Genomic DNA, 12,767 nt, shown 5'->3' with positions numbered 1-12,767 from the left:
GGTGTCATGGGCGCCGGTGAGCCACTGGGGGGTCTCGAGGCGGGCGGGCAGCAGCCAGGTGTTGGGTCCGGGCCAGCTCGCGCGGATCTCGGCCATGCGTGAGGCGTCGAGCGGCTCGACATAGGGCAAAAGCGAGCCGAAGTCGGCGGCGATGAGAATCAAGCCCTTGTCCATGGCGCGGCCCTTGATCTCCAGGATCCGCAGCACGGCTTCGGGGTCCAAGGGGTCGCAACCGAGGCCGAAGACCGCCTCCGTTGGGTAGGCGATAACACCGCCGTGGCTGACCACTCGGGCGGCCTCGCGCAAGCCGAAGGGGACGGTGCCGACGCTGCGCATAGAGCGGGCTCAGCCTCTGTGGTGATCTGCCCGTGGGTCAGGAAGCCGCTTCGACCTCGGCCTCTTCGGCGGGTGCCGTATAGCCGCATTCCTTCTGTGGGCAGACCTTCTGTGCACCCTTGGTCTTGGTGACCTTGAGCGTCAGGATGGGCCAGTTGCATTGCGGGCAGGGCTCGGCGAGTGGCTGGTTCCAGACGGCGTAGTCGCACTTGGGATAGGTGGAGCAGGAGAAGAAGACCTTACCGCGGCGGGACTTTTTCTTCTGCAGTGTCCCTGCCTCGCACTTGGGGCATCGGACACCGGTGTCCACCGGCTTTTCCAGCGGCTCGATGTGGCGGCATTTGGGATAGGCAGTGCAGCCGATGAACTTGCCGTAGCGCCCGCGCTTGATGGCCAGCTCCGAGCCGCACTCGGGGCAGCTGCGGCCCTCGACGATCTGCGGTTCCTCTTTCTCCCCCTTGCCCTCGTCCAGGTTGCGCGTGTACTTGCACTCGGGGTAATTGGTGCAGCCGATGAAAAGGCCGTTGCGCCCCAGCCGCTTGGACAGCTGGCCGCCGCATTCAGGGCACTGCTCGTCGATGGTCTCCTGTGTCACATCCTTGCGCTCGACGTTCTCTTGCGTGTGGTCCAGGCGGTCTTTGAAGGGCTTCCAGAATTGCTCCAGCAGCGGGATCCAGTCCTCTTCGCCGCGAGAGACGGCATCCAGCTCGTCTTCGAGCTTGGCGGTGAAGTCGTAGTCCACGTAGGAGGTGAAGTGCTCGGTGAGGAACTTGTTGACGATGCGGCCCACGTCCGTGGGCAGAAAGCGCTTCTTCTCCAGCACCACGTACTCGCGCTCCTGCAGCGTGGAGATGATTGACGCGTAAGTGGACGGCCGGCCGATGCCGAGCTCCTCCAAGGCCTTCACCAGCGATGCCTCGCTGTAGCGCGGCGGTGGCTCCGTGAAGTGCTGCTCCGGGCGGATGCCGAGCAAGTCCACCACTTGGCCCTCGGTCATGTCCGGCAGCATGCGCTCCTCGTTATCGTCGGCGCCGGTGGCGTCATCGCGGCCTTCCAGATAGACGCGCATGAAGCCGGGCTCGGAGACGGTGGAGCCGGTGGCGCGGAACAGGTTGCCCTCGCCGGCGGACAAGTCTACGGCGACTTGGTTGATGAGCGCTTGGGCCATCTGGCAGGCGATGGTGCGCTTCCAGATCAGCTCGTAGAGCTTGGCCTGGTCGGCCGTCAGGTGCTGCTTGATGTCCTTTGGTAGGTTGCGGATGGACGTGGGCCGGATCGCCTCATGCGCCTCTTGGGCGTTCTTGGACTTGGTCTTGAAGGCCCTTGGCTGGTCTGGGACGTACTTCTGCCCGTAGCGCTCACCGATGTATTCGCGAAGCTCCGCGATGGCCTCCTGGGCGAGGTTGACGGAGTCCGTGCGCATGTAAGTGATGAGGCCGACGGCGCCCTGGCCGATGTCCACGCCCTCATAGAGCTGCTGCGCCGTGCGCATGGTGCGCTGTGCCGTGAAGCCGAGCTTGCGCGCGGCCTCCTGCTGCAGGGTGGAGGTGATGAACGGCGGCGCCGGGTTGCGCTTGCGCTGCTTGCGCTCGACCTGCTCTACGCGGAGCTTGCCGGCGGCGGCCGTCTGCAGCGCCGCCTCGACCTCTCGGGCGCGCTTCTCATCCGTGATGCTGAACTGCTCCACCTTCTCGCCGCCAAACTGGGTCAGCTTGGCGGTGAAGGGCTTGTCGCCGACCTTCTCGTCCGGCGCCTTGGCATCGGCCTCGACGGTCCAGTATTCCTGGCTCTGGAATGCCTCGATCTCCTGCTCGCGCTCGACAATGAGCCGCAGCGCCGGGCTCTGCACCCGCCCAGCGGACAGACCGCGGCGCACCTTCTTCCACAGCAGCGGCGAGAGGTTGAAGCCCACCAGGTAATCGAGCGCCCGGCGCGCTTGTTGGGCATTCACCAGGTCGTGGGAGAGCTCGCGGGGGTTCGCGACCGCGTCGTTGACGGCGCGCTGGGTGATCTCGTTGAAGACCACGCGATAGACAGGCCGCTCGCCGATCAGCTTGCGGTCATGCAGCAGCTCGTACAGGTGCCACGAGATGGCCTCGCCCTCTCGGTCCGGGTCTGTTGCCAGGTACAGGGCATCGGCCTTCTTCAGGAGCTTCGAGATGGCCGCCACGTGCTTCTCGTTGCGGTCGATGACCTGGTACTTCATCTCGAAGTTGTGCTGCGGGTCCACCGCCCCCTCCTTCGGCACCAGGTCGCGGACATGGCCGTAGGAGGCCACCACCTCGAAGTCCGGGCCCAAATACTTTTTGATGGTCTTTGCCTTGGCGGGGGATTCGACGACGACGAGATGCATGACGGTTCCGAAGCGAGGTCGCAGGGCGGCTTAGGAAATACGAAACGCCGCGGTCGCGTCAAGGTGGGGCCGGCGTCCGCCGGGCGTCAAGCGGTGGGCGCTGCCAGTGGCCTGATCACCGGTGGTTTGGGAAACGCCGAGTTATCGGCGCTTTCCATGCGCGGCCGGACGTCCGATTTTTGGGCAGGATGCCCAACAAATCGGTACCTCGTTAGTGCAGCTGCGCCGGTGCGTCGCTGTAGATCAGCTCTTCCATCTGACTGTGCGCGGATTCCCGCCCTGGGCGGTTCATCAGCACCAGCAGCACCACCCATTTCAGCTCATCGACGGTCACGGCAGTTTGCTGGATGGCCATGGCGCGGTCGATGACGAGCTCCCGACTGAGGGGGTCGAGGATGGCGCTCTGCTCCAGAAAGAGCAGCAGGCCGCGCGCCTCAATGTCGAGCTTGGCGCACTCACCGGCTGTGTAGATGCGCACACTGCCGGCCGTGCGCGGCGGATACTCGGCGGTGTCCATGCGGCTGGCGAGCTCGTCCAGCCACGTTAGGGCCTGAGCGATCTCGCCGTTGGAGAAACCGGCACGCGAGAGCTCCGTTTCGAGCTCGTCCTGGTCCAGGGGCGGGCGTGCCTCGCCGTCCAGATAGTTCTCGTAGAGGTAGATCAGGACGTCGACCATGTTCTCGTTCATGCTAGCTCCTTGTGGGGTAGCGTTCGCGTCGTCACGCAGCATCGGTGGGGTCGAAGCGTTCGCAGTGGCGGGTCAGTGGTGATGCGTCTCGCGGGCGGGTGCGGCTTTAGTCTCCGGCCGGGGCCGCCGGGGCCGCTCCGCGCAGGCTGTAACGGCCGCCGGGATGCGACACCACGTGGCCCTGTAGTTCGAGCAGTAAGAGCATGGAGGCGATCTCGAAGGCCGGCAGGCCGGTGCGGGCGATGAGGTCGTCGGGTGCAAGCGGATCATACCCCATGCAGGCCAGCAGCCGCTGATGATCCGCATCCAGCTCCGAGCTATGCTGAGGCACGGGCTCGGCGGTGGCGGGTGCCTGCGCGTCGCTCAGGTACGCCGCAAGCTGGGGTCCCAGCTCCTCCAGAATCTGGTTGGCACTGTCCACGAGCTTGGCTCCCTGGCGGATCAGCGCATGGCAACCGCGGGCCAGCGGATTGTGAATGGAGCCGGGCAGAGCGAAGACTTCGCGCCCCTGCTCGCTCGCGAACCTGGCGGTGATGAGCGACCCCGAGCCCACGGCCGCCTCCACCACCAGCGTTCCCAGGCTCAGCCCGGCAATGATGCGGTTGCGCTGCGGGAAATGGCTGGCGTGCGGCCCGGTGCCGGGCAAGAACTCGCTGACAAGGGCGCCGCGCGCGGCGATGCGCCGGGCGAGGTCCCGATGGGCGGCCGGATAGACGCGATCCGGCCCCGTGCCCAGCACGGCGATGGTGCGGCCAGCGCGCAGGGCCCCGTCATGGGCTGCGGCGTCGATGCCGAGCGCAAGGCCGCTGGTGATCACGAGCCCGAGACTGGCCAGGTAGCTGGCAAAGTCCCGAGCCGTCTCGAGGCCGCCTGCAGTCGGGTTGCGGCTGCCGACGACGGCGATCTGCGGCTCTGCTAGGAGCGCCGGGTCACCCCGCACGAAGAGCACAGGCGGCGGTGCGGAGAGCGCCTGCAGACGCTGTGGGTAGGCATCCATATCCGGTGTCAGCAGGTGTGCGCCATCGTGTGCGGCCCAATGCAGGGCTGCCTGCAGTCGCTCCTGATCGGGGTTGCCGATGGCGGTGATGGTCGCGTTGGACAGACCAGCGTTCGCGAGCGCGGCGCGGCTTGCGCAGCGCACCCCTGCGGCATCACCGAATGCGTCCACCAGCTGTGCGATGCGTCGCGGGCCGATGCCCGGAGCCAGTGTCAGCGCGAGCCAGTGCGCAGCGCGCTCGCGTGCGTCGGGGCTCACGATGACCGCGGGGACGAGACGATCTCGCCCACATGCATCGCCCGGTTTGCATACATCACCAGGGCGAAGCTCACCTTCGGGAAGACCCGGAACACCATCACGACGCCGGAGCGCGAGTCCGGCACGATGTACTTGTCGAATCCTTGGGTTGCCCGCCGATGTAGCGGCAGGGGGGCGTTTGGATCGGGCTTGTTTCTGACCCAGCCATCGAGCTCCCAGTCACCGAGCCAGAAGGAGGCGTCGGCGGGGGTTTCATCGCGCCAGTGCCAGTCCGTGCGGCGTTTCTTGATGGGGTCACGGCGCAGCTCGCCACCGCGATAGACGTCAAACACATGGCCCGTCTCGACCCCATCCCTGCCGCCGCGGCTCAGCACCACCACATCGTACTGGCCGATCTGGGAAACGCCGTTCAGCACGGCAATGATATGACCGCGCATGCTTGCCGGGGCGCCGCGCGGGAAAAAGCCGCGGATGGGCTCCTCCTCGCGGGCCGGCCGCACGCGATCGCCCGCTTTCACCTCCTTGCGGGAGCGGATGACGGTTAGGGTAGCAGGGTCGCCGGGGCGCTCCAGGCGTGCCGTGGCCACGAATGACGCCTCGTAGCCCAGTATCTCCCGCGTGTTCGGATCGCGGTAGGGCTGGCCTGGACGCAGCACCTCCCAACGGTCGTTTGCGGGGTTCAGGATGTTGCGTACGAGCAGGGTGTCACCGAGTCCGCCCAGCATCTGCTCCTCTGGAAAGCCCACAACATAAGGCGCGCTGTCGAGCTCCCGTGCTGTCGTCACGACGGGCCGAGACAGGAAGGGTGCAATAGCATTGACCGGAATCGCGGGGATCTCCCGGTCGATCTCAGACACCCGCACACGGGGCGAGAGCTTGACTGTGCGCATGCCGCCGCGGCTGTCGGCGCGGCGGATTCGCGGACTGCCGCTGCTCGTGTCGACCACTAATACGTCCCCGGGGTAGATGCGGTTGGGGTCAGCGACGTCGGGGTTGGTCTGCCAGACACGGGGCCAGTGCCAGGGCTCGTTGAGGAATCGGCCGGCGATGCCCCACAGCGTATCGCCGGGGCGCACGACATAGCGCTGCGGGGCATCGGATCTCAGCTGCGGGTGCGCCGCCGTAGCGGGAGACAACTGGGTCAGACTCAACTGGGCTTGGGGCCGGGTGTGTGGCCGTGTGGGCGGGCAGGCCCGCCCTGGTGGCGGCGTGGTGGGCGGCTCGGACTTGGGGGGCCGCATGCGAGGCTCGAACGGGATGGTGGACTCGGTACGCATGGCCACTCCTCAATGAGCCCGGGCCGCCGGGCAGCGGCAGGGTCGGCCGACATCGGCGCGGTGCGGCCCCAAACCTGGGCGAAAGCCCTGCAAGCGTTTGGCGAATCGGCGTTTTCCGGACCGCCGCCAATGCCGGCAACCCCTGTCAATGGTGTATGATGATGATATCAGTCCAAATCGCAAGTCTTGTATCTGCGAATCAGCAGGTTCATATAACGCCATGGCAAAACTAGAAATTCTGACCTTTCCGGACGAGCGTCTACGGCGCCGCGCAGAAGTGGTCGAACAGGTGGACGACGGCGTTCGTCAGCTTGTGGACGACATGCTCGAGACCATGTACGACGCCCCAGGCATCGGACTCGCCGCCATTCAGGTCAACGTGCCCAAGCGCGTCATCGTTATCGACACCTCAGACGACAAGAGCCAGCCGCTGTGCCTCATCAACCCAGAGATCCTGGTGCGCAGCGGTGAGGAGCAAATGGACGAAGGCTGTCTGTCGGTACCGGGCTTTTTCGAGACGGTAACCCGCGCCGAGCAGGTGACGGTGCGAGCCCTAGACCGCGACGGCCAGCCCTTCGAGCTCACAACCGACGGCCTGCTCGCCGTCTGCATCCAGCACGAGATCGATCACCTGGACGGCAAGCTCTTCGTGGACCATATCTCCGCGCTCAAGCGCCAGCGCATCCGCAAGAAGCTGGAGAAGGAGCGTCGTCAGGCGGCCCCCGCGCCGGCGCAGCGCCGCCGGCAGGCCATTTGAGCTCAGCCGCGGGCGGAGTCGCCACAGAGCGGCAGCCGGCCCGCCCGCGCCGTCGTGCCCTCCGCGGTCGCATCCGTGCCGCCGCAGACTTCGCCTGAAGGACTCAGCCACCCAGAGCCACATGCCCCCGGCCCGCATTCTTTACGCCGGCACGCCCGAGTTCGCGGTGCCGGCGCTGTCAGCACTTATCGCAAGTCCGCATGAGGTGGTGGCCGTCTACACGCAGCCGGACCGCCCGGCGGGGCGCGGTCGGCGCCTGGAGCCATCACCCGTGAAGCGGCGGGCTATCGATGCCGCCTTGCCCGTGTGCCAGCCAACGTCGCTGAAGACGCCTGCGGAGCAAGAGGCCCTTGCTGCCTGGGGTGCCGACCTGATGGTGGTGGCCGCCTACGGCTTAATCCTCCCGGAGGCGGTGCTGGATGCGCCACGCTGCGGCTGCGTCAACATCCACGCCTCCCTGCTGCCTCGCTGGCGCGGCGCCGCGCCCATTCAGCGGGCGCTCCTCGCCGGCGACGACGAGACGGGCATCAGCATCATGCGCATGGAGGCGGGCCTGGACACCGGACCCGTATACCGACTTGTCCCGATGGTCATTGGCGCCGAGGACACGGCAGGGAGCCTGACGGTGCGGCTGGCGGAGCTGGGTGCCGAGGCCTTGCTGGATGTGCTCCCGGAGATCCTTGCCGGCGGCGCAGTGCCCGCAGCGCAGGAAGACGCGGCGGCAACCTATGCCCGCAAGCTCACCAAGGATGAGGCTCGCATCGACTGGACACAGAGCGCTGCGGCCATCGAGCGTGCGGTGCGTGCCTTCGACCCCTGGCCGGTGGCCCAGACGCGCCTCGGCGGCGAGGTGGTGCGCATCTGGTCTGCACAGGTGCTCCCCGCCACTGGTGTTGCTGCGGCGGAGCCCGGTCGCGTGGTGGCAACGGGGCCCGAGGGCATCGATGTGGCCACCGGCGCTGGCCGGCTGCGCATCACCGAGCTGCAGGTGCCGGGCAAACGCCGTATGTCAGCCCGCGACTTCCTCAACGCCCGGCGTCTGGACGGGGTGCTATTTGACTGAGCCGGACCGAGGTGGTCCGGCGCCGACGCGTGTGCACCGGCGCCGGGGGCGCACAGGAAGCGCACCGGGTACCGAGCTGCGCGCCGCCGCCGCGCGTGTGGTGCACGCCGTCCGCGTGGATGGCCGCTCGCTGACCGCATCACTGGCCGATGCCGCACACGACATCCCTGAGCGTGACCAGGCATTACTCCAGGAGCTCTGCTACGGCACGCTGCGCCTGCTGCCGCGCCTCGAGGCCCTCCTCGCTATACTGCTGTCGCGGCCGCTTCGCCGCGCCGACCGGATCCTGAACGCGCTCATGGCGGTGGGTCTGTACCAGCTCGTTTCCACCCGCATACCCGCCCACGCCGCCGTTGCAGCGACGGTGGACGCCACACGCGCGTTGGACCGCCCGCGTGCCGCCGGCCTGGTGAATGCGGCCCTGCGGCGCTTCCAGCGAGAGCGCGAGGCACTGCTTAAGCAGGTCGGCAACGACCCCGCAGATCCCGCCCTGATGCCGGCGTGGCTGCGCGACCGTCTGGCGGCGGCCTGGCCGGAGCACTGGCGGCGGATCATCGCCGTCAGCAATCAGCGCCCGCCCATGACGCTCAGGGTGAATGCCACCCGCGAAGACCGCGCGGCTTACGCAGACGCCTTGGCGGCGGCAGGCATCGCTGCCCGAGGGCTGTCGGGTCTGGATGCCGCGCTGTTGCTCGACAAGCCCGTTCCGGCCCAGCGTCTCCCTGGCTTCGCCGGGGGCCTGGTGTCCGTACAGGATGCCGGCGCCCAGTGCGCAGCGCTGTTGCTGGACCCCCAGCCCGGCGAGCGCGTGCTGGACGCCTGCGCCGCTCCAGGTAACAAGACGGCGCACCTACTGGAGCACGCCGGCGGCCGGTTGCAGCTCACAGCGGTGGATATCGATGCCGAGCGCCTCGCGCCGCTGCGCGAGAACCTGCTGCGGCTCGGCCTCACCGCACAGGTGCTGGCGGCCGATGCTCGGGACGCCAGTGCCGACTGGCCCGGCGCCCCCTATGACGCCATCCTGCTCGACGCCCCCTGCTCGGCCACCGGTGTCATTCGCCGCCATCCGGACATCAAATACCTGCGCCGGGATGCCGACATCGCCGCGTTGGCGGCCACCCAGGATGCTTTGCTCGCCGCGCTCTGGCCCTTGTTGCGCCCGGGCGGGAGGCTACTCTATGCCACCTGCTCGGTGCTGCCGGAGGAGAACCAGGCGCGCGTGGCCGCCTTCCTCGCTGCCCATCCTGATGCCCAGTTGCGCGAGGTGGCGCTGCCCGCGGGCGCCGGCGCGGCGCTGCCGGTCGACCCCGGGGTACAGCTGCTGCCGACCGCCGACGGCGGGGATGGCTTCTATTTCGCCCTGATGGAGCGTGTGGCGTGAGGCGCTCCCTGACGCTGTGCCCCGCGACGCTGTTTCTGGCGTTATTGCTGGTGCCGATGGTCCAAGTCGCCGCCAAGGGCTTCGACGTGGAGGCGGTGGAGACGCGCATCGAAGACGGTACCTTCCTCATGGATGCAACCATCCGCTACGACTTCAGCGAGCGTGCCCTGGAGGCCCTCGACAACGGCGTGCCGCTGACGGTAGCCGTGCACATCCAGGTGCGCCCCGTGGATGACTGGATCTGGCAGGAGAGCCTGGTGGATCAGCGCCTGCGCTATCGCATCCGCTACAAGCCCTTGTCGGAGCGCTATCTGGTGTCGCAGCTGCCGGGCGAGCGTGGGCGCACCTATGTCACCCGGGATGCGGCGCTGGCGGCGCTTGGCGAGATCCGCAACTTGCCGCTGCTGAGCCTGGACCGGCTGAAGCCCGACACCGCCTATGAGGTGCAGATCCGCGTGTCCCTGGACATCGAAGAGCTGCCCCTGCCGTTACGGCCCATGGCCTACCTCTATCCGTCCTGGAAGCAGTCCAGCAAGTGGACCAAATGGCCCCTACAGCCCTGAGGTCGCCCCCGGAGCAACCGTCCCCGGAGCAGCCGCCCGGCAAGCCGCCGACGCGCAAGGTCTGGAAGCACCCGGGCACCTTCGCCGTCGGGCTGTTGCTGCTGGCGTTGCTGGTGGCACTGCACTTGATGAGCAGCGCGGTGCAGAATTCCGATGCCCTGAGCCGCGCCTTCGTGCCGCTGCTGTTGGTTGTGCTGCTGGGGCTGGCTGCGCTGGTGGTGATGGTGGGGTTCAACGTCGTGCGGCTGGTGCACCAGCGCCGGCGCAGTGCCCCCGGCTCGCGGCTCACGGCGCGCATCGTAGTGCTCTTCGCGCTGATCTCCCTGCTGCCGGTGGGCGTGGTGTACTACTACTCTCTGGGCTTCCTGCTGCGCGGTATCGACAGTTGGTTCGATGTGGAGATCGACAGCGCCATGGCGGATGCCCTGGCGCTGAACCAGGCCTCGCTGGACCTGAACCAGCGTGTGCTGCTCAAGTACAGCCAGCAGATCCTCGCCGGCATCGAGGACCGCTCCGCCACCGCGCTGACCCTGACCCTAGACGAGCTGCGCCGCCAGGCGGGGGCGTTGGAGCTCACGGTATTCGAGCCCAACGGACAGGTCATGGGCACTGCCATCGATGATCCGACCCAGCTCGTGCCGGATCACCCCGGCCGAGAGGTGATGCAGGGCGTGCGTATGGGGGTGGATTACGTCGGGCTGGAGCCCGCCGAGGATGAGCAGTTGGTGGTGCGCGTGGTGGTGAACGACCCGCGTGCCCGACGCATGATGATGCAGGCCATCTTCCCTACCTCCGCGCGCATCGACGAGCTGGCCTCTCGTCTGGAGGATGCCTACAACCGTTATACGGAGCTGGCGTATCTGCGCCGCTCGCTGAAGCTCAGCTTTTCGCTGACGCTGTCGCTGGTGCTGGTGTTCGGCCTGCTGGCCGCGGTGCTCGTGGCCTTCGGTACGGCCCAGCGGCTGGTGCGGCCGGTGGCGGACATCGCCCGCGGCACCCGTGCGGTGGCCGACGGCGACTACGAGCAGCGCCTGCCTTTGCCGGCACAGGATGACGAGCTCGCGTTTCTGGTGGCCTCATTCAATGCCATGACCCGGCGCATTGGGCAGGCCCGCGACCAGGCCGCGCGCAGCCAACGGGCAGCGGAGGAGCAGCGGGCATATCTCGAGACCGTGCTCGGACGGCTCTCCAGCGGTGTTATTGCGCTGGATGGGCAGCTCAGGCTCATGACCATGAACCCGGCCGCGCGGCACATCCTGCGACTGCCGGACTACCAGGACACGGGGCTGGCCCTGGGCGCGCTGGAGCAGACCTATCCCAGGCTCGTTCCCTGGGCCGAGTCCGTGCGCCGCCACGTCATCGTCGGCACCGAGTGGCGCGAGGAGGTGACCCTGCTCGGCGGCGACGGTCGTCAAGTGCTCATGTGCCGAGGGAGTCCGCTGCCGGGGGTCGCCGCTGACGGCAAGGGCAGCGGCCACGTCGTGGTATTCGACGACATCACCACGCTGATCCGCGCCCAGCGCGACGCCGCCTGGGGCGAGGTGGCGCGCCGGCTTGCACACGAGATCAAGAACCCGCTCACGCCCATCCAGCTCTCCGCTGAACGGCTGCGCCATAAGCTGCTCGCCAAGCTGCCGGAGGCCGAGGCGCGGGTGGTGGACCGCGCCACCCACACCATTGGCCAGCAGGTGGAGGCCATGAAGGCCATGGTGAACGACTTCGCCAATTATGCCCGCGCACCCGAGATGCAGGACGAGCCTTTCGCGGTGGATGCGCTGATTACCGAAGTGCTGGAGCTCTACCAGGGTGCGCGGGTGAAGGTCCATGCGGAGCTGGGCGCGCCCGAGGCCAAGGTCCGCGGCGACTCCAAGCGCCTGCGCCAGGTGGTTCACAATCTGCTCAAGAACGCCATTGAGGCGCTGGAAGGTCAGAACGACGGCCGCATTCGGGTGTCCACCCACTATGTTTTCAGTGACGAGACCCCGGCCATCGAAATCGCCATCGAAGACAACGGCGGGGGGATTGATCCGGCTCTCATCGACCGACTGTTCGAGCCCTATGTCACATCCAAAGCGAAGGGCACGGGGCTGGGCCTTGCCATCGTCAAGAAGATAATTGAAGAGCACGGCGGTATCATCACAGCGGAGAATGCGACGCAGGGGGCGCGTTTTACGGCCAGACTGCCGGTTTGGCGCGATACCCCAGCCGCGTCGTCGACGCCGCTGCGGCGGGTAGGAGAGACATGAGCGCCACCCATATCCTTGTCGTGGACGACGAGCCGGACATTCGCGAGACCGTGCAGGACATCCTCGAAGACGAGGGCTACACCGTCACCAGCGCCGAGAACGGCGAGTCGGCCCGGCACGCCCTGCGCGACCGCCGGCCCGACCTGATGCTGCTCGACATCTGGATGCCCGACCTGGACGGCATCAGCCTACTCAAGGAGTGGGACGAGGACGAGGGCCTGCCCTGTCCCGTGATCATGATGTCCGGCCACGGCAATGTGGAAACGGCTGTGGAGGCCACGCGCCTCGGCGCCTACGATTTTCTGGAAAAGCCGCTGTCCATGGCCAAGCTGCTGCTCACGGTGGAGCGTGCGCTGGAGGCGGACAAGCTCGAGCGGGAGAACGTCGGCTTACGCCGGCGTGCGCCGCTGGTGCAGGAGCCTGCCGGGCGCTCCGCGGCCATGCAGCGCCTGCGCGAGCAGGTGAAGCGCATCGCCCAGCACGACACCTGGGTGCTCATCACTGGCGAAGCTGGCAGCGGACGGGAGACCTTTGCGCGTTTCCTGCACTCCCAGAGCGCCCGGCGGGAGCGGCCTTTCGTGGACCTTGGCGTGTCCGCCATCACCCGCGGCAACGCCGCCCGCGAGCTCTTCGGCAGCGAGGACAACGCCCATGTGCATTACGGCAGCCTGGAGCAGGCCGCCGGCGGCACGCTGTTGCTGGACGAAGTGGCGGACATGGACCTCGAGGCCCAGGGCCAGCTCTTGGGCGCGCTGGACAAGGGCCCCTTCCAGCCGGCGGGCGGCAGCGGCCCCGGCCACATCACCGGTGCGACCACCCTGTCCACCTCCCGCGGTTCAAAAGAGGAA

Annotated in this window: 11 protein-coding genes; 6 read left to right on the top strand and 5 right to left on the bottom strand. The window is 67.5% G+C overall.

The window, feature by feature from the left end:
• From I6U14_RS10540 to I6U14_RS10520, 5 genes are all read right to left on the bottom strand, one after another.
• On the bottom strand, positions 1-336 hold a 336-nt coding region (locus I6U14_RS10540; protein ID WP_296899149.1), incomplete at its 3' end, for a Sua5/YciO/YrdC/YwlC family protein.
• A gap of 37 nt (positions 337-373) precedes the next feature.
• The gene (gene topA, locus I6U14_RS10535; protein ID WP_296899147.1) at positions 374-2,689 is read right to left on the bottom strand and encodes a type I DNA topoisomerase; all 2,316 of its coding nucleotides are present in this window, start codon (positions 2,687-2,689) and stop codon (positions 374-376) included.
• Positions 2,690-2,900: 211 nt separating this feature from the next.
• Positions 2,901-3,377 (bottom strand): DUF494 family protein, encoded by a 477-nt coding sequence (locus I6U14_RS10530; RefSeq protein ID WP_296899145.1) that lies wholly within the window; start codon positions 3,375-3,377, stop codon positions 2,901-2,903.
• Between the two features lie 106 nt (positions 3,378-3,483).
• A complete protein-coding gene (gene dprA, locus I6U14_RS10525) occupies positions 3,484-4,632 on the bottom strand; it encodes a DNA-processing protein DprA (protein WP_296899143.1) in 1,149 nt (382 codons plus the stop codon).
• The gene (locus I6U14_RS10520) at positions 4,629-5,909 is read right to left on the bottom strand and encodes a LysM peptidoglycan-binding domain-containing protein (protein WP_296899142.1); all 1,281 of its coding nucleotides are present in this window, start codon (positions 5,907-5,909) and stop codon (positions 4,629-4,631) included. Before I6U14_RS10520 ends, dprA begins: the two co-directional genes overlap by 4 nt.
• 220 nt (positions 5,910-6,129) lie before the next feature.
• On the opposite strand from I6U14_RS10520, the gene def reads away from it, so the two are divergent.
• The 6 genes from def to I6U14_RS10490 form a co-directional block, all read left to right on the top strand.
• Entirely contained in the window at positions 6,130-6,666 is a 537-nt protein-coding gene (gene def, locus I6U14_RS10515; protein ID WP_296899141.1) for a peptide deformylase, read from the top strand.
• Positions 6,667-6,787: 121 nt separating this feature from the next.
• Positions 6,788-7,729 carry a methionyl-tRNA formyltransferase gene (gene fmt / locus I6U14_RS10510; RefSeq protein ID WP_296899139.1) on the top strand — a complete coding sequence of 314 codons (942 nt, stop codon included), beginning with the start codon at positions 6,788-6,790 and terminating at the stop codon, positions 7,727-7,729.
• Entirely contained in the window at positions 7,722-9,110 is a 1,389-nt protein-coding gene (gene rsmB / locus I6U14_RS10505; protein WP_296899137.1) for a 16S rRNA (cytosine(967)-C(5))-methyltransferase RsmB, read from the top strand. Before fmt ends, rsmB begins: the two co-directional genes overlap by 8 nt.
• Positions 9,107-9,673 (top strand): DUF4390 domain-containing protein, encoded by a 567-nt coding sequence (locus tag I6U14_RS10500; RefSeq protein ID WP_296899135.1) that lies wholly within the window; start codon positions 9,107-9,109, stop codon positions 9,671-9,673. The genes rsmB and I6U14_RS10500 overlap by 4 nt, the downstream gene beginning before the upstream one ends.
• Positions 9,655-11,919, top strand: coding sequence for an ATP-binding protein (locus tag I6U14_RS10495; RefSeq protein ID WP_296899134.1), 2,265 nt, complete (start codon positions 9,655-9,657; stop codon positions 11,917-11,919). The genes I6U14_RS10500 and I6U14_RS10495 overlap by 19 nt, the downstream gene beginning before the upstream one ends.
• Positions 11,916-12,767: response regulator (locus tag I6U14_RS10490; RefSeq protein ID WP_296899133.1), on the top strand; the 852-nt coding region annotated here is incomplete at its 3' end. The genes I6U14_RS10495 and I6U14_RS10490, both read left to right, overlap by 4 nt.

Origin of the sequence: Thiohalocapsa sp., from assembly GCF_019695415.1 — a bacterium.
In the GTDB taxonomy this organism is placed as follows: domain Bacteria; phylum Pseudomonadota; class Gammaproteobacteria; order Chromatiales; family Chromatiaceae; genus Thiohalocapsa.
Note: the sequence above shows the minus strand (reverse complement) of the source record. Positions and strands in the feature narration are given on the sequence as shown.